Source organism: Stenotrophomonas sp. 610A2 (assembly GCF_030549615.1).
In the GTDB taxonomy this organism is placed as follows: domain Bacteria; phylum Pseudomonadota; class Gammaproteobacteria; order Xanthomonadales; family Xanthomonadaceae; genus Stenotrophomonas; species Stenotrophomonas pigmentata.
Map to the genome: position 1 here is coordinate 1,609,548 of NZ_CP130832.1, position 17,922 is coordinate 1,627,469.

Genomic DNA, 17,922 nt, shown 5'->3' on the forward strand with positions numbered 1-17,922 from the left:
GGCTGGGAATTTCGGGGCTAACCCTTGCGCAAACCAGGTCTGGCCTTTGAATGAAGGGGTCGCACCCGCCGCTTCGACAGCGGCTAGCAAGGAAAAAATATGATCAGCATTCAACGCCTCAATGCCCGTGGCGTAAACGGGAACGGTGAAAGCGTGGTGGACTACCTGCTGGAAACCGAATACTACCTGGACAAGTCAGACCAGAAACAAGAGACGATGAGATATGGGGGCAGGGGGGCCATCTCTCTTGGGCTGCTTGGCAAAGCCGTCGTGAAAGAAGACATGCTAGCCCTGGCTGCTGGCTTCGCTCCGGATGGCCGTGCCTTATGCCAGAACGCTGGTGCAAAGCCCACCGAGGTTATCAAGACCAATCGTAAGGGTGAGCCCGTGCTCGATGATGAGGGTAATCAGATCATCATCACCAAAGATGGCCACCGTGTGGGGTTTGACCTGACCTTCTCCGCGCCTAAGGCCGTCAGTGTGGCATTCGCCATGGCTGAGGGAGAGGATAGGGACGCCATCTTGGATGCGCATCGCAAGGCAGCCCAAGTTGGCATGGACTACCTAGAAAGCAAAGTGGAAACCCGTCGAGGTCAGGCAGGGAAGACCATCATCGACGTGAAGGGCTTGATCTATTCGCAGCATGACCATCTGGCTAACAGGAACCTGGAACCCAACTTGCACACTCACACCCTGGTCTATGGAGTTTCGGAAGGGAGTGATGGCAACTGGTCAACCTTTGATGCGCGCGAGCTCTACCGGCATCGCATGGCGGCTGATCAAATCTATCGCAATGAACTTGCGATGGAGATGCGCAAGCTTGGCTTTGGCATCGAGCAGCAGGTAGAGAAGGATATCGATAGCCAAGAGACAGGACGCATTTGGTGGACAATTGCGGGTATGTCGGATGAGGTGTGCGAGACGTTTTCAAGCCGACGCCAGGAAATTATCACCTATGCCGAAGAGCACGATATCGACATGCAGGCCGCATGCTTGGCCACGCGCAGGTATAAGGATGAACCTTCATTCCCTGAGATGCAGGCCATGTGGCGCCAGACGATGGCAGCCATGGAAGCCAATGAGCCGGGACTGGTCAAAACGATTGCGGAGTTGAAGCAGTTTTCCGATGTCAATGCGCAAGTAGTCAGTGATGAGCAGATCTTGGAGCGATTGCACGAGTCCGAAGCCATGTTCACCGAACACCAATTGGTCGAGCGCATCGGGATGGAGTATTCCGGGCGTATTGGTCAGGAGGAGTTATTCCAGAAGATTGAGGAGTTCAAGGAACGAACAAACCTGGTCCGCGTCAACGCTCAACAGATCCATGACGACGACAAGGGCGAGCGGTTGGCCCGGATCAATACTGAGGACCGCTATGCCGCCCCCTGGATGGTCGATTGGGAGCACGAGATCCAGCACCGAACCCAGGCCCGCATGGAGGAGCAGCATGTCAACGTGGCTCCTGAGACGGTGGAGCAAGCCATCAATGATTTCGAAGCCAAGAAGGGCTTCAAGATCTCAGATGAGCAGCGGCACGCCGTTGAGCACATCACGATGGGCACGGGCGGTGTTGCCGTTCTGTCTGGCCTCGCCGGCACCGGCAAGACAACCGTTTCCGATCTCTACAGCCAGGCCTTCATTGCGGAAGGCAAGCGGATGATCGGCGTTGCCGTATCCAACAATGCCGCTCAGAAGCTCCAAGCTGAAAGTGGCATGGACAGCGCATCCGTTGCCAAGACTCTTTCGATGCTGAGGAAGGGCGAGATGACGCTCTCTGACAAAGACGTCGTGGTTTTGGATGAAGCTGGCATGGTGGACACCAAGGACACTCGCTTGTTGATGGTGGCCTGCCATGAGGCTGGCGCCAAACTCATCATGCAGGGCGATACCCACCAGTTACAACCCGTAGGTGCAGGCGCCGGAATGAGCTTGGCTAAGGAAGTTGCAGGAGACGCCATGCTGACCGAGATCCGTCGTCAGAAGAAGGCGCAAGATCGCGAGACCGCGAAGGATTTCTACGACCAGGACGAATTCGGGAATGTAATCAATCGGACGGATGTGAAGTCCCGTGCTGAAACAGTCGCGAAGGGGCAGAAGATCTTGGCCAATCTGCTAGCCAACGATCATGTGGAGGAATACGGCACGCAAAAGCAAGTCGTGCGAGGTGCAATCGCTGACTACCTAGCAAGCCAAGTCGATATCAGCGAACGCCTGCTTGTGGCCCACTCTCGAGCTGAGGTGGCCGAAGCCAATGACCTTGTGCGAGCAGCAATGAAGGCTACTGGGGAGCTGGGTCAGCGGGACGTCGAGTTCAAGGCGCGCGATGGCAAGCATTGGAAACAGATGAGCCTGGCTGAGGGCGACCTGATCAAGTTCACGACCCGGGATGACAACCTGGGCGTGATCAATGGCTCCCGCGCCAAGGTCGAGAAGATCAAGCAGGCTTGGGAGAAGGGTGGGGGCTTCGACATCACCGTGCGCATCGAGTCCGACATCAAGGAGGACGATGGCCGGACCTTCACGTTCAACACCCACGAATACAACGCCCTGGCGCATCGCTACGCCAACACCGTGCACTCAGCGCAAGGGCAAGGCAAGCAGGAGATCTACCACATCCTCAACACCGGCATGGCGGACAACCAATCCACCCTCGTGGCCTTTACCCGCCTAACCGGTGGCCACTACAAGCTCTATGGCACAGGTGATGACATCGAGAACCTGAGCGAGCGGTTGGGGCTGGATCGCCTGAAAGGCAATGCTGTCCAGGCTGGATTGCGGGACAAGCCGATCTCCGTGCTGGAAGCCGAAACTGCCCGCATGTTGGAAAACCACTCCCTACCAACCGCTGAGCCTGCCAAGCGCCAGGAGCAAGTGGCTAGCGAGATCCAGAGCCGAAAGACCCTGGAAGACGTGGTTGGCCAGTTCGCTGAGAAGGTAGCCGCCAGGCGTGGCCAAGGCCAAGAGAACACGCAGACCAGCTCGCAGGTTCAACGGCGCGGGCGCGGCCAGAGCCTCTGATCACCGGGCCAGGATCATTAGTGCTGCCACGGCAAGGATGCCAGCAGCCCATCGCCACCCCCCCAGGGTGCGGCGATGCTTCCGCGGCCACCGCATGCCCAGGGCTAACAGGCGGCGCTTCAGGGTCATCCGCCGGGTGGCATCAATGACGATGGAGGGTGGCTTGGCGTAGACGATCCACCCCGCGTTCTGCGCCTTATAGCGCCATGCGTATTCGTGATCCTCAGCATGCAGTTGCGTTCCCATGGCTTGGCCAAGTCGCACCATCTTGAACGGCGCACCCATCCATCCACCGCTAGGAAGTTGATGTTGGTCCAGTCTGGATTTCAGATTGACGGTTTGGCCGATGTAGCAAGCGCCGTTGTCGAAGAGCAGGGCATAGAGATACCGAGGGCGGGAGCGGTATTTTTGGGTTCGGCCCCATCCGTGGGTGCTCATTACAGCATCCGGCTAATGAAGTCCTCTACGTCGACCGTTGCAATGGTCAACCCGCCGCGCTCTACCTCATCGCGTTGGGTCTCAGATCGAGGCTTTGACTTCAAGCGAATGCCGGCGTCGGTGATGATGCGGAGATCCAGGGTCCAAGCTTGATCTTTTCGCTGGCGCCAGATTTCAAATGCCTCTTGAACATGATCGTTGAGCTCACCCATAGAGCAGCCATTGACGCTCATGAAGTGCTCACGCGCTTCTGCTTCCTGACCAACCACTTGGGCATACCCGTAATGCGTGGTCCTATGGCAAAGGCTGCACAGGCAGATGATGCGTCTGAGGATCTGTTCACCCGTTGCCTCGATGAACTCCCAGCGCTCATGCGCTTCTAGGAAGGTGCCGACATCTTTGTCCTCCTTAGCCTGGCATATCTCACACTGCTGGCCTGCCCGTTCGCGGATGCCAACCCCTAACCGCTGCCAGTCTTGTGGTTCGATGCAATAGCGAACATTGACGAACCAGCAACTTGACGGGATGAGATCCACATACAAGTTGTTGCCGCCGAATTGGCGGTCCTCGCCAGGCAGGGCAGTAATCGGCGTGATGTCTGAGAGGGTTTTCCAAGTGGTGGAAAGAGCATTAGCCACCACTTGATCTTCCGTGAACCAGAGCCGGTGAGACGTATCCCACCTGGCTCCTAGCGCTTTGGCCTTATCCTTGTCAGAGAAAGGCACCTGGAAGTAGATCCTATTCACAGGGCAATTACTGACCGAAGGTATACGAGTAGCCCACGCCGCCCATTGGCTTGCCATCCGGAGAGATGGAGATGCCGATGGACCAGGAGCTACGCTCGCTTGCGCGGGCTTTCAGGCCCACGGCGAATGCTGCTTTGTTGCCGTAGAAGCCAACGCCAGCGCTAACAGCGACTTTACCCACGGGCAGGTATGTGCCAGCACCTGTCATCATGGACATTGCTGCTGACTGGGCACCCAAGGCCTGGACGTCATCGCTCAGCTGATCGATACGAGAGTTCGTCTCAGTCCAGCGGTCATTCCAGTTGTTTTGCAGGTCGTAGATCTGCCCACCGTTCACGGCATCGGTAGATCCGCGCTCGATGCGCCCGTTAGCGACACTCGTGATGCGCTGGCCACCAGCATCAATGCCATCGCGGGTCATCGAAGGGCCACCCTCGATCGATACGCCATTCGCGTTTACCGTGGTGCCGCCGACAGTCAGGCTGCCTTCGTCCGATAGCTGAATGTTATCGGCAAGGCTTACAGTCTGGGTGCCGTCTTCGTTTGTCTCGACTTCGATGTTGTCGCCAGCTGCGACATCCGAGCCGCTACCAGCATTGCCGTCTTCTCCGTCGCGGCCGTCGGCGCCTTGCAAACTTTCCAGCCATTCGGCTTGCGTGCCAACAAAACCATTATCCACAGCAACTTGGTATGCGCTACGGCCGTCTGCTCCGGTCTGGCCAGCTGGCCCCTGGGGCCCGGACGGTCCAGAGCCACCGCCGAGACCTTCCAGATAAAGCAATGCATCACCAACATTGTTAAACGTTGCACCAGTCGAGAAAACATAGTTCGGCGGGGTAAAAACTCCGTGGTTGAAGTTGGAACCGCCGCCCAATGCAGCTGCATATGGAGCTACTTGGCCAACATTGACAGCATCGGTTGCATCGCGACCAGCAGCGACACGAACCAGGCGGCTTTCATCGCCTTCACGGCCAAAAGAAGTGGTGTCGTTCTCGTCGCACTCGGCCGCATAACCGAACGCATCACAACGCGCAGTTGCAGTCGTGAATGCACCCACAGTGGTTCCCTCCTGAGTAGCTGAGGAGCGATAACCGTATGTGGTCGCAGCTTCGCCATCGGCGTTTGAGCCGACGCCGCCAGCGGTTGACTGTTGGGAAGTCGCTGTCGCAGGTGTCGTGTCGGCACCGCCGTTGGCCTTGAAGTAGGGGCTTTCGCTGCCGCTACCTGGTGGTTTGTTGTCCAGTGCCACGAGGGCATCACCCACATTGTTGTAAGTGCCCATCGAAAGAACATAGCTGGAAGCCGTCATGACGCCAGTTGCCGGGTTGTAGGTAGCACCCCCACCCAAGCCAGAGACGATGCCTGTGATGGCAGGGACAACTTGCTGATAAATCACAGCGTCGTTGGACTGACTGCCAGCGGCCACATTCGAAATGACACGCTCCTCACCAGGACGACCAACAGAAAGCTGGTTGTCGCGATTGGTGGTGGAGCGGGTTCCTAGTGCTATGGAATTGGAATGGGTGGCAACGCCGCCAATAGCAATTGAGTTCAGTCCGAGTGCGCGGCCATTGATCGCTACCCAGCCACCAGCTCCACCAGCCTCGGCACCAGCACCGATTGCGGTGGAAGCAAACGTTCCTGCGACAGCGCCAGTCCCTACCGCTGTTGCGGAGTCGTTCGCAATTGTTCTATTTCCTAATGCGACACTGCTTACTCGCGCGTTCGCCTGATCACCGACCGCGATTGCACCGTAGCCAGAGGTTGCCGCAAAACCGATAGCCGTGCTGCCTCCTAATGCACTGCCGGAACAACTGGCATTTGCGTTTCGTCCCAACGCCATGGCATAGCAGCCAGAACCGAATGCGTTAGCATTCTGGCCTTGCGCCATGCCACCCTGAGCCCTCGTCCCGTCGCCGATAGCGATATCGCCATTCGTATAGGCAATTGCATCTGTTCCCAACTGAATAATGGATGCACTCGCCTGACCCGTAATCAATAGGCCGGCAATGGCAAGGAATAGAAGCGACGATCTATTTATGATGTTCATTTGGTCTCCTTTGAGTTCGGGGCTTGTGCAATAGCCGTGCGAAGGCGGTGATCGCAGACAGCGCCACCGTTGATGACGTGTGCATTGGCTGCAAACTCTTTTATTACGTGCACCGGCTCATCGATCTGCTCTTGCAAAACAATGGGTTGACCGTGGTATGGGATATCTAAGGAATAGACGCCGCTGGCACCCGTCTTGGTGCGGTAGGTTTCACCGGTCAGAACATTCACTAGGGCTTGCCTCACGCCAGGCCTCGGGCCGTTTCCCCAGACTGCGCCACGGACCTTGCAGGTGTTGCCGACTACAACTGCCACTGGCCTTTCAGCGAGGCGATAGATCAGTTCCAGGTCTTGGGCGTTGGTGTGTGCCTTTGACATGCTTGCTGGCTTCTCGCTGGCTATTGCGGCCGTCGAAATAAGTAGCGCTGTAATGCACGCGATTGGTTTGAGTAGCATGTAGTCCTCCTTTTCGGTGTGGGGTCCATGGCGCTCCTAGCCGTGCTCCATGGGTATGTCTGAACACCCATACAAAGGCAGAACCGAATTTGCGCAAGGCCCTGAAACAAAAAAACCCCTCACCGAAGCGAGGGGTTCAAAACACCAAATGGAAAATGGGAACCGACCAAGGTGCACTCACCACATCGGCGTTTTATGTCCAACTTTCAGGAAGGGACCAACCACGTCTAGTCGAAGAATTTCCAGAAGCAAGCCCCAGGCACGAAAAACCCACGGTGTTCCCACCGTGGGGAGGGCGGCAGGACGGAGGAGAACCTGCGAAACCCTACAACCTTCAAATCAATTCAGATGCCGCGTTGAGATTTGATACTTGCAGAGGTTTCAGATTGCGCAAGAGGTATCAACAAAGATTGGGGCGTTGCCCCTGAGGTTGGGCGGATCGGGATGGCTACGCCGATTGCTCCGCGTTCAACGGTTCGAACTGGGGATCCAAAGCGCGCTCAGCGCTTTTGTCGATTTTAGTTGTCCCTAGGAACTCCCTGATCGCAACCAGACTCTTTGGGCCAATGCCCTTCAACGCCAGCAGCTCATGGTCAGATAGCCGCTCGACCTTGGCCAGCGTCTTCCAGCCCTGCCGGATCATGTCCTCTCGGACGGGCTTTGGGACGGGAAGGGCGTGGATGGCTCGCGGCAGAACCTCATCCACAAGCTCCCTTGCCTTGGCGAATTTGGAGTAGGGCGTCCCACCGGGGCCTATGTGCTTCACGAGATCCAGAAGCACCGCTTCCTTGCTGGCAACGGTGCCCGGCCCCTCAGTGATGGTTCGCAGACTAATGAGGAATGGCAGGTAGTCCCCGCCATCGGTGGGAACGGGGCCGACATCCGAGGCCATGGAGCCGCCCGCGAAGATCTCATCTAGGTCGCCCCAGTCCACGACCGGGGTCCAGATCCCGTGCCACATCATTGAGGAGAGGGTAGGCGGCTCATCGGGTCCGGCAGGGACCTCTCGGCCATGCTCCCGCAGGATGGCCAGCGGAGTCCTGCGTTGGAGGGTGGCGCAGTAGCGCCAGGACTTGATGATGTCCTCGTTGCCGCTGCCGATCTGGGGCATGTCGTGCCGCCGAGGCGGTAGCGGGGCGGCCTCAGGAGCTCTATCTAGACCGAATAATTTGCGAAGGAATTGCATCGCTCAATGCTGCCCCAAAACGCCTTCAGATGTAGCTCCGGAACAAACTCTCGCTGTCGGTCGAGAAATGTATCCACAACTTGGAGCAAGAGCAGACCGTGTCTCGTAAAGCACTGAAATGAAAGGCTATAAACTGCGCAGTCGGACCACATCCGGATGGTGCTTCATCAACGGGGTGTGTTCGGGCTTCTTCTCGGTCACGCGGGGTCCACTTCAATTTGCCGGGCGGGGGCATAGGGCCGCTATTGTAGGCGCAGTGTCGGGGATGGACGAGGCCGAGGCTCTGGCGGGCACCATCGGCGACGCGCGTCGGCGCGAAGCCACCGCCAGCAGGTGATTGTGGTGGGAGGTGCGTGGGTTCCCTGAATGCTTGTTCGTGATGCTGGTCGGGCGGCGATGCAACGATGGCAAAGCTCGTGCTGTTGCCCCTTCGCCCGGCGGAACAAGATTTCCTGCAACGATGTAGTGAAGGCGCGTTGACCGCTTGCGTCGGGCAACGAGAGGAGGGCGCCTGCACTACGATCATCGTGGTGACGTTGGGGCTAGAAATTCCAGGTCAGCGATACACCGGCCGTGCGGAAGCTGTCCGGCGAAAGGTATTGAAACAGGCCGCCGGTGTTGATGGTGGGGCTGGCGTCGACAAAGCTGCGGTAATGCTTGTCCAGCAGGTTGCGTGCGTATAGCGACACTTCCCATTGGCCATCCTCGGCACCGATGCCGACGGATAGATTGGCCACGCCGTAGCCGGGTGTCCTGGTGGAGGACTGGGCTGCCGTATTGTAGAAGCTGCTTCTATAGCTCCAGCCAGCATTGGCGTTGACCGCAAGGCCGTTGCCAAGGGCGTGATAGTAGTTGCCGCTCAGGGAATAGCTGTACTTGGAGACATACGGCGGGGTGAAGCCGGTCAGGTCGGCCTGCATTACGCCGTCAATGAGACGACAAGGTGCGTCCCGATTGTCCTGGCAGGTAGTGAAATAGTCCTGGAAATCGGCATCGGTGATCGCACCGGTGGCGATCAACGAGAAATCCGCGGTGGGGCGCCAGCTGACCTCAAGTTCCGCCCCCTTGGTGCGCATCTGGCCAGCATTCGACATCGCCCAGCCCAGGGTCTCGGGGATATAGACCTGGGCCTGGAAATCCTTGTAATCGGCTTTGTACAGGCTGACGTTGACGGTCAGGCTGCGGTCGAGGAACTGAGTCTTCGCGCCGAGCTCGTAGGCGGTGGATTTCTCAGGCTGGATCAGGTTGGAACGGTCCCAGATCGGATCGATGGTGGGGCCCTTGTAGCCGGTGGCGACGTTGGCGTACCACATCAAGTTTTCGTTCTGCTGGAACTGCAGGGCGACCTTTCCTGACACGTTCTGCTTGCTGATTTCTCCTTGCGACGGGAGGATCTTGTTCAGGTAGACAACCGGCTTTCCTTCGGCAGTCGGCATCTCGATAGGTGTCATGGCAGCGAACACCTTGTCGCTGGTATAGCGCAACCCGCCGCTGGCCGACCAGCGATCGCTTAGTTTGTAACCAATATTGGCGTACAGCGCATGGCTCTTGGTGTCGGCGTGGATATGCTGCTTGGGTCCGGTGAGCGAGCGGTATTCGTTCAGCGGCGCAAGACTGAAGTTGAAACCGCCATAGGCATAGTACTCGTAGGTGCTGTCGACGTTTGCGTAGTAGGCGCCAAGTACATAATCCAGACGCTCGTCATCCATGGTCCCGGCCAGGCGGAATTCCTGGCTGATCTGGTGCGCGCGGATCGTGGTGATGTTCTTGTTGACGAAGTCCGCTGGGGACTGATCGACATCGTGCACCTGATTGACGGTTGAGCTGCGATAAGCGGTGATCGAGGTCAACTGGGCATCGTTGGCAAGGCGCAGGTCGGCCTTCGTGGAAAATCCGGTCACTCCCTGGAACGCAAAGCCATCGGCGTCGGCCTGGCTGGTGAAGCTGTCGCCGCCGATGTGCGTGAATCCGGCGAGGCTGGCATTGAAGTCCGCGTCCGTACCCAGCGTGTAGAGGGTCGACAGCGCACGGTTGAACAAGGTCTGGCGCTCTGCTGCCACCAGGATGTCGAGTTGTTCGGTTGGCTGCCACAGCCACTTCCCGCGAATGCCGCGTCCGGTCTGGTCGCCGATGTTCCAATCATGGAAGGCATTGGCGGTGGCACCATCCTGGTCCTTGTAGTACGCGGAAAGGCGCAGTGCGGAGGTATCGGAGATGCCCAGGTTGCTGGTCACGCGTGCGACGTGTTCGTTGCGCTCACCCAGCGACAACGACACGGAGCCGCCGGTGGTGCCGATTTCCGGGTTGCGGGTGCTTATGTTGACCACGCCGGCAGAAGCATTCTTTCCGAACAAGGTGCCCTGCGGCCCACGCAGAACCTCGATGTGCTCGATGTCGCTGAAACCGGCCACGCCGGGGTCACGGGGAATGCCGATCACCACGTCATCGACCACGGTGCCAACAGTCTGCTCGGAGGCCACGCTGAAGGCTTGCGTACCGATACCGCGGACCTGGAAGCCACCGCCGTTGGCAGTTCCCGCGGTGGCCGAGAAGGACACGCCGGGTGCTACGTACTGCAGGTCGGAAATACTGCTCATGTTGGTGCGGTCGAGCTGCTCTGCGGTGACGACGCTGATCGAGATCGGCGTGCGCTGCAGCGGCTTGACCTGGTGGGTGGACCTGACCATCACCGTGTCCAGGTCCTTGGTCGCAGGTTCGGTCGGCGTGTTGTCCTGTGCCAGCGCGGGTTGGATGGCTACAAGTGAAGAGACCAGGGCCAGTGACAGACGATTGCAACGGATGCGGCTTACGGGGTGTCGATTGCACTGGTTCAACGTTTTCCTCATGCGTTTCTCTCCGGTGATGTTGATGCGGGCCGGCTTCCCCGGCGGTGTTTGCGGCGGTCTACCTGGTGCTGTGCTACGTCATGGAACTGGTGCGGAAACTTCGTTTGGACGAAACGGGAGACGCATTGACACGCGGCGTCGCCCGCGCTTCGCCAGACGCCTTGCGGCGCCAGGGAATTCAGGATCGATTCGAGGGTCCAGCTATCTGCGTTACGACAAGCGGGTGCTTGCGGGTGGTGTCCTGGATAATCGATGCGTCAGTCCACGCAATGTCGACGAAGCTCTTCGGCCCAGCATCGATTTGACAAGGACGGGTGCGAGCGTGATTGGGAGTTCAACTTGCCGTGTACTTGTCGTGTTGACGCGACAGGAACAGCAGGCGCGGGGCTGTTTGCATTGCCGGGGGCGTTCGTTGCCGGCGCATGCGCCAGCCTGCATTGGCCACGCCAACCCGCTGTAAGTTCTGCGCAATCGGGTTTGCAATACCGCGCTTGATTCCATTGCCGGCTTGGCTCCGCGAACGTTGATCGACGACTGTCATGATCTGCGGGAGCGACGATGTAAAAGTGATGCCGTCGATGTCAACACGTTGGCGCGAGATGTCTGGATTGGAACATTTTCGCTCTAGGGAACAGTTGCGCAGGCATTCTGTAGTTGTTTGTTTTTCATCGGTTGTATGGCCGACGAGAGCAATGGGATTGCTCGGACGACAGTCCGACAGCAAAAGGTTTGTTGCGCTGGCAGCAGGAGTCTGCGCTGCTTTCGTGGCTTGCAACGGGTTGTTTCGTGTTGCGTGGGTATGGATTTCAAGGTGTTTGAGGGGACACCACGCATGCGCTGCGGACGCGCGAGCAATAGTGCGTCCAGCATGATCAGTTTCATCGCGTAGCAGGCATCGCAAGCAAGCCTGGTTGACTACTCGCTGCGCATCGACGGGTTTCGTGCCCTCTCCAACATCCGCTGGCGGAAGAAGGGATACAGCGCTGCGCTGAACAGGATCGCCACAGTCGCATAGGCCAGTAGGCTGGCATCCGCGCCGAGCAGGGCATACAGGCAGTAAACGATTGCTGCTGCAGCCGTGAGCAGGCAGGCGGCACGTATCCAGCCTTTCTCACCGCGCTCCAGGGTGGCGCAGATCAGCGCACCGGCGGAGAACAGATAGGGAATGATGGTCAGCAGCACGGCGATGTTGGTCAGTTGGTCGAACTGGCGGGCCAGGGTGGGCGATGAGGTGACCAATAGCAGCGCGCTCATCAGCACCGCGACGATCATCAAACCGTTGCCGGGCATGCCATGCTTGTTGAGCGTGCAGAACACACGGGGGAACAGGCCATCCTCGGCTGCCGCCTTGGCTGATTGCCCCACCAGCAGCATCCAGCCACCCAGCGCGCCTGCCGATTTGAAGATCGCGCATAGCGCGATGATCAGCACGCCCCAGGGGCCGATCATCAATTGCGCGACATCAGCGAACGGCGCCGAGGAGTCGCGTAGTTGCGTCATTGGGACGATGCCCATGATCACCAGTGAGCAACTGATGTAGATCAACGCCGCCAATGCCAGGCCGAGCAGCGTGGCGAGCGGGATGTTGCGTCTTGGGTTGTCGATGACATCGGCCGATACCGCTGCGCTCTCCACCCCCATGAATGCCCACAGTGCGATTGAGGCACTGCGCGAGATGGCGGCGCTGTCTTGCATGCCGCTGACATTCCAGCCAGCGCTGAACATTGCCGGGTCGAACCACCACCATCCGAAGATCGCGATACCCAGTATCGGGATCAGCGCCAGCAGCAAGGTGCCGGTCTCCAGTGCGCCGACCCAGCGGGCGCCGCGTGCATTGGCCAGGCTCAGCAACCAGATCACCGCCAAGGTGAAGCCCAGGCGCGGATAGACGTCCTGCAACCATGGCCACAGGTGGCTCAGGTAGCCGGTTACTACCAGGGCGATGGCGACATTGCCGATCCAGTTGCCGAACCAATAGGCGTAGTTGCTGACAAAGCCGATGTAGTTGCCGAAAGCATCGCGCGCGTAAGCATAGGGTCCGCCTGGCTTCGGATCGAGTTGCGATAGCCGGGCGAACACCAGGCCGAGCGCGATGGCGCCAGCGGTGGCAATCAGCCAGCCCAACGACGAGATGCTGCCGACCGTGGCCAGGTTGGCAGGCAGCAGGAACACACCGGTACCGATCATGTTGCCGGCGACCAGCATGGTCGCCATGGTCAGGCCCATCTTCTTCGGGGTGGGGGAACTCATGTCCAGGCCGGGTCGGAGGTGAAATCGATGGTCAGCCAGAAGCGTGCAGAGCGCGCGTCCAGCTGCGATGCGATTTCATCGCGCAGACGGTCGACATCGCCGATGCTGCCCAGCTGGGTATCGGGTCTGGTCAGGATATGGATCTCGACGAACTGCATGCGCCCGATCTTGGCGACGTGGCTGGTGAAGCCTTCGAACTGGTGCTTGGCGACGAACGCCTGCATCACCTGTTGCACGAGTTGATCCAGTTCGCTTGGTGCTACCTGCAGGACTTCGCGCGCCGCTTTCCATGCTCCAAGCAGCGGCACCGGTAGCGTCGCCAAGGCGATACAGGCGAGCACCAAAGGGTCGAGGTAGGGAATCCAGTGTTCGTGGGTGCCACCGCGCAGTGCCAGTGCGATGACGAATGACAGAACCACGGCAAGGCTCATCAACCCGGTAAGCAGCCATGCACGTGCGTCCAGGCGTAGCAGGCCGGATTGCAGCAGACGCGCATGACGGCCGATCCACACCGCCATCGCCAGATCCACCACTGCCAGCAAGCCAGCCCAGAGCAGGCCGGGGCCCAGCCGTGTTTCGTGGCCGCCGTCGCTGAAGCCGATCACCGCATTGGCCAGTGCGTAGATACAGGCCAGGCTGAGGATCGCGCCGCCGAGCGCTTCGACCATGGGCTCCAGATGCCAGAAACCGTACTGGAAGCGCGGGCTCTGCTCGCGGGCCATCAGGCGCAGCACCGCCAATGCCACAAGTGTCAGTGCCACATCCACCAGGCTGTAGATGCCATCGAACAATATCGCCTGCGAGCGCGCGAGCATGCCGCCAAAGAAGCCGATCGCAGCGACCAGTACGGTGGCTGCGATGGAGAGCTGCAATACGCGTTGTTCTTGGCGGGTGCTGGTCATTTGGTTGGTCGGAGGTGCGGTAGCGATGTAGGGGTAGCTAGGCTTTAAAAGCCCCTCTCCCGTTCACGGGAGAGGGGTTGGGGTGAGGGCGATTTGAAAGCAAGCGGGGCAGATTTTGAGCTGAGCGGAGCCAAAGCCAAGGCCAAACTGCAGGAAGCAAAAAAGCCAAAGGCTCCCCTCATCCGCCCCTGCGGGGCACCTCGCTCCGCGCCCCGGCCCCGCGTAGCACGCGGGGCGTACGAACAGGCACGAGCCTTTGGCTCGTAAGCGCCTGTTCTTAACCCCGCGCGCGGGAGAAGGGACCGCGGGCAACTGCGCTTACTGCGCGCTCAAATCTTCAAAACCTCCACCCGATAGCTCGGCTTCTCACCACTGTTATCGATGATCAGCCCATGCACATCCGATTCAAATCCCGGGAAGCGCGCGTTCTGTTCGCGGGCGATGCGCAGCGACTGGATGATAGGCTCGTCGCTGGCGCCGAAACGCTCGCCCGGCATGATGGTCGGGATACCGGGCGGGTAGGGCACCAGCATGGTGCCGGCAATGCGGCCGCTGAGCTGGTCGATGTCCACGCGCTCGATCTCGCCGCGCACCAGGTGGTTGTAGGCCTCGGCAGGGGTAATCACCGGCTCTGGGAGGTCCACGTACATCTCCCGCATCACCTCGGCCACGCGGAACTCACGGTTGAATTCATGCAGTGCCGCGCACAGGTCGCGCAGGCCCCAACCGTCATATGCGCTGCCACTGTTCTCAAGCAGGCTGGGTAGCGCCTTGCTCAACGGCGCATTGGCGTCATACAGGTCCTTGAACGCCAACAGCTCAGTGACCAGCGTGCTCCACTTGCCCTTGGTGATGCCCATCGAGAACAGGAACAGCACCGAGTACAGGTTGGTCTTCTCCACGGTGATGCCGCGCGACCACAGGAACTTGCTCAGCACTGCCGCAGGCACGCCCAGCTTGCCCATCTCACCGTCCATCGACAGACCGGGTGTCAGCAGGGTGACCTTGATCGGATCGATCAGCACATAGTCATCGGCGAGGTTGTCGAAGCCGTGCCAGTGAGCACCCGGACGCAGGTACCAGTCCGGACGCGAGGCGACCAAGGGCTTGGCGCTGTCGCCTTTGGCCAGCGTGCGCTCAACGCCATCGGGTTGCCAGACCTTGAACCACCAGTCGTCGCGGCCGAGATCCTCGCTGACGTGCAACATCGCGCGGCGGAAAGCGATGGCCTCATCCTGCATCTCCTGCACCAACGACCTGCCGGCTTCACCTTCCATCATCTTGGAGGCGACATCGCAGGCGGCGATGATGCCGTAATGCGGACTGGTGGAGGTATGCATCATGAACGATTCGTTGAATCGTTCCGCATCCAGCTCGCGGGTAGCGGCATTGCGGACATGGATCATCGAGGCCTGCGAGAACGCCGCCAGCAGCTTGTGCGTGGAATGGGTGGTGAAGATGATCGCGTCCTGCTCGCGCGGCTTGCCCTTGGCCATGCCGTAGTGGTTTTCGTAGAAAGGATGGAACGCCGCATAGGCGTACCAGGCCTCATCGAAGTGCAGGAAGTCCACGGCCGTGCCGAGGTTGTCGGCGATTTTCTCGGCGTTGTAGCAGAGCCCGTCATAGGTGGAGTTGGTCACCACCGCAATGCGCGGTTTGGCGCCGGGCTTGGCCACCTTGCTGGCCAAGGGGTTGGCCTGGATCATCTTCTGCAGTGCCTCGCCGGAGAACTGGTCCAGGCTGATCGGGCCGATGATGCCGTGGGCATTGCGGCTCGGCGTGAAGTAGACCGGAATGCCTCCGGTCATGATCAACGAATGCAGCAGCGACTTGTGACAGTTGCGGTCGACGAAGACGATATCACCGCGCGCCACCGTGCCGTGCCAGACGATCTTGTTGGCGGTAGAGGTGCCGTTGGTGACGAAGAAGGTGTGATCCGCGCCGAAGTTGCGCGCGGCCTCGGCTTCGGCGTCGCGTATCGGGCCGGTGTGATCGAGCAGGGAGCCCAGCTCCGGCACCGAGATCGAAAGGTCGCTGCGCAGCGTGTTCTCGCCATAGAACTGGTGCAGTGCGCGCCCCACCGGTGATTTGGTGAAAGCGACGCCGCCCGCATGGCCGGGTGTATGCCAGGAGTAATTGGATTCTGCCGAGTGGTGGATCAGCGCCTTGAAGAACGGCGGCAAGAGTTTTGCCATGTAGTCATCGGCGGCACGCATTACCTGGCGGGCAATGAAGCTCTTGGTGTCCTCGAACAGGAAGATATAGCCGTGCACGAACTTGAGCAGCTTGCTCGGGACCTTCTCGATGGTGCGCCGTTCACCGTAGAGGAACACCGGCAGGTCCGCGCGGCGCTGGCTCTGCTCGCGCAGGAAGGCGAGCAGGCGTTGGAACTGATCGTCATCGTCCTCGGTGCCATCGATGGAGATCAGCACCGCCGAGGCGGCCACATAGGTGCGCGCGCCGGCGCGGGCGTCGTCCAGGTTCAGGCCGGAAAGCACGCGCTGGTCGCTCTTGCGCAGTTCCTCGGCCAAGGCGCGGATGAGGATGCCGGCGATCCGCGGCGATTCGTAGTCGGCATCGATGATGACGATCGGGTAGTCGAGTGATTTGAAGTACATGATGTGGTTCCTGTCTACCGAGCGGGGGATCAGTTCGTGCTGGCACTTGCGGTGCCATTCGGAGTGAATTTGGCCAAGCGCTGCTTGCGGCGCTCTTCGCTGAAGAACGGATAGAACACGGTGATAAACAGTACGAACAGGAAGGCGTACTGCACGATGCTGCCGGAGGAGCCGTAGATGGCCCACAGGCAGTAGACGACGGTGATGCTGGTCAGCACCCAGAATGCACCGGTGTGTACCAGCGTGTGCGAGCGTTCCACCACGAAGTAGCAGGCCACGCAGGAGTAGATGTAGGGCAGCAGGGTCAGCACCACCGCGGCTGAGGTGATCACGTCGAACTGCGCCGATGCGGTCTCCGAGGTGGAAGTGATCAGCACCGCCAGCGTCATCAGCACGGCGACGATCAGAACGCCCTTGACCGGCACCTCGTCCTTGTTGATCTTGCTGAAAATGCTGGGAAACAGGCCGTCGTCCGAGGCCGCCTTGGCGCTCTGTGCGGTCAACAGGATCCAGCCGCCCAGCGAACCGGCAGCGCCGACGAAGGCGCACAGGCTGACCAGCGCGCCGCCCCAGCCGCCCACCGCGTTTGCAGCGGCCAATGCGAAGGGTGCATCCGAGACCTGCAGGTCGGCGTTGGGCACCATGCCCATGATCACCGAGGAGCTGGCGATATACGCAACCGCAGCCAGGAACACGCCGGCCAAGGTGGCGCGGGCGACGTTCTTCTCCGGATTCTCGACGACGCCTGCGGTCACCGATGCGGACTCAACGCCGATGAAGGCCCACAGGGTCAGCGCGGCGGCGCTGGATACCGCGCCGAAGTTGGACTGGCCGGAAACGTTGTAGGCACCCTTGAAAATGGCCGGGTCGAAGTAGAACCAGCCAAAGATGGCGATGCCGAGGATGGGCACCAGGGCGAAGCTGGTGGTTACCGTCTGCACGCGCGTGACGAAGGCAGGTCCGATCACATTGGCAAAGCTCAGCGCCCATACCAGCAGCAATACCGCGACGCAGCGGGGTACCGGATCGGACAGGACCGGGAAGAAGTAGCTGAAGTAGCCGACCGCCGCAATCGGGATGGCGACATTGCCGATCCAGTTGGCGAACCAGTAGATGGTGTTGGTCTGGAAGCCCATGTATGGGCCGAACCAGTCGCGTGCGTACGCATAGGGGCCGCCCGCCTTGGGCGCCAGCTTGCCCAGCTTGGCAAACACGAAGGCCAGCAACAGTGCACCGGCGGTGGTGATCAGCCAGCCCCAGATCGAGGCGGTGCCGATCTTGGCCAGGCTGGAGGGCAGCAGGAACACACCTGAGCCCATCATGTTGCCTGCCACCAGGAAGGTCGCGCCGACGACCCCGATTTTCTTCTGACCTGCCATGACAATCTCCTTTCACCGGCAGTGCCGGGTAATT

12 protein-coding genes are annotated in these 17,922 nt (G+C 59.7%); 1 reads left to right on the top strand and 11 read right to left on the bottom strand.

What is annotated here, in order from left to right; translation table 11 throughout:
* Nucleotides 1-99: 99 nt before the first annotated feature.
* Nucleotides 100-3,018 (top strand): MobF family relaxase, encoded by a 2,919-nt coding sequence (gene mobF, locus Q5Z11_RS07280; RefSeq protein WP_303749371.1) that lies wholly within the window; start codon nucleotides 100-102, stop codon nucleotides 3,016-3,018.
* Here the strand turns inward: mobF and Q5Z11_RS07285 are convergent, their stop codons facing one another.
* The 11 genes from Q5Z11_RS07285 to adiC form a co-directional block, all read right to left on the bottom strand.
* Nucleotides 3,019-3,456: a GIY-YIG nuclease family protein gene (locus Q5Z11_RS07285; protein ID WP_303749372.1), complete on the bottom strand. Its 438-nt coding sequence runs from the start codon at nucleotides 3,454-3,456 to the stop codon at nucleotides 3,019-3,021.
* Nucleotides 3,456-4,202: a DUF5710 domain-containing protein gene (locus Q5Z11_RS07290; RefSeq protein ID WP_303749373.1), complete on the bottom strand. Its 747-nt coding sequence runs from the start codon at nucleotides 4,200-4,202 to the stop codon at nucleotides 3,456-3,458. Before Q5Z11_RS07290 ends, Q5Z11_RS07285 begins: the two co-directional genes overlap by 1 nt.
* 7 nt (nucleotides 4,203-4,209) lie before the next feature.
* Nucleotides 4,210-6,252: a YadA-like family protein gene (locus Q5Z11_RS07295; protein ID WP_303749374.1), complete on the bottom strand. Its 2,043-nt coding sequence runs from the start codon at nucleotides 6,250-6,252 to the stop codon at nucleotides 4,210-4,212.
* On the bottom strand, nucleotides 6,249-6,629 hold the full coding sequence (locus Q5Z11_RS07300) for a hypothetical protein (RefSeq protein WP_303749375.1): 381 nt from the start codon (nucleotides 6,627-6,629) through the stop codon (nucleotides 6,249-6,251). The genes Q5Z11_RS07295 and Q5Z11_RS07300 overlap by 4 nt, the downstream gene beginning before the upstream one ends.
* 526 nt (nucleotides 6,630-7,155) lie before the next feature.
* Complete coding sequence (locus tag Q5Z11_RS07305; protein ID WP_303749376.1) at nucleotides 7,156-7,818, bottom strand: helix-hairpin-helix domain-containing protein; 663 nt, start codon at nucleotides 7,816-7,818, stop codon at nucleotides 7,156-7,158.
* 617 nt (nucleotides 7,819-8,435) lie between these two features.
* Nucleotides 8,436-10,739, bottom strand: coding sequence for a TonB-dependent receptor (locus Q5Z11_RS07310; protein ID WP_303749377.1), 2,304 nt, complete (start codon nucleotides 10,737-10,739; stop codon nucleotides 8,436-8,438).
* Between the two features lie 334 nt (nucleotides 10,740-11,073).
* Complete coding sequence (locus Q5Z11_RS07315; RefSeq protein ID WP_303749378.1) at nucleotides 11,074-11,514, bottom strand: hypothetical protein; 441 nt, start codon at nucleotides 11,512-11,514, stop codon at nucleotides 11,074-11,076.
* Between the two features lie 140 nt (nucleotides 11,515-11,654).
* On the bottom strand, nucleotides 11,655-12,989 hold the full coding sequence (locus Q5Z11_RS07320) for an amino acid permease (RefSeq protein ID WP_303749379.1): 1,335 nt from the start codon (nucleotides 12,987-12,989) through the stop codon (nucleotides 11,655-11,657).
* A complete protein-coding gene (locus Q5Z11_RS07325) occupies nucleotides 12,986-13,891 on the bottom strand; it encodes a cation diffusion facilitator family transporter (RefSeq protein ID WP_303749380.1) in 906 nt (301 codons plus the stop codon). Before Q5Z11_RS07325 ends, Q5Z11_RS07320 begins: the two co-directional genes overlap by 4 nt.
* Before the next feature lie 329 nt (nucleotides 13,892-14,220).
* Entirely contained in the window at nucleotides 14,221-16,509 is a 2,289-nt protein-coding gene (locus tag Q5Z11_RS07330) for an Orn/Lys/Arg family decarboxylase (protein WP_303749381.1), read from the bottom strand.
* 29 nt (nucleotides 16,510-16,538) lie between these two features.
* Nucleotides 16,539-17,888, bottom strand: coding sequence for an arginine/agmatine antiporter (gene adiC, locus Q5Z11_RS07335; RefSeq protein ID WP_303749382.1), 1,350 nt, complete (start codon nucleotides 17,886-17,888; stop codon nucleotides 16,539-16,541).
* Nucleotides 17,889-17,922: the final 34 nt, after the last annotated feature.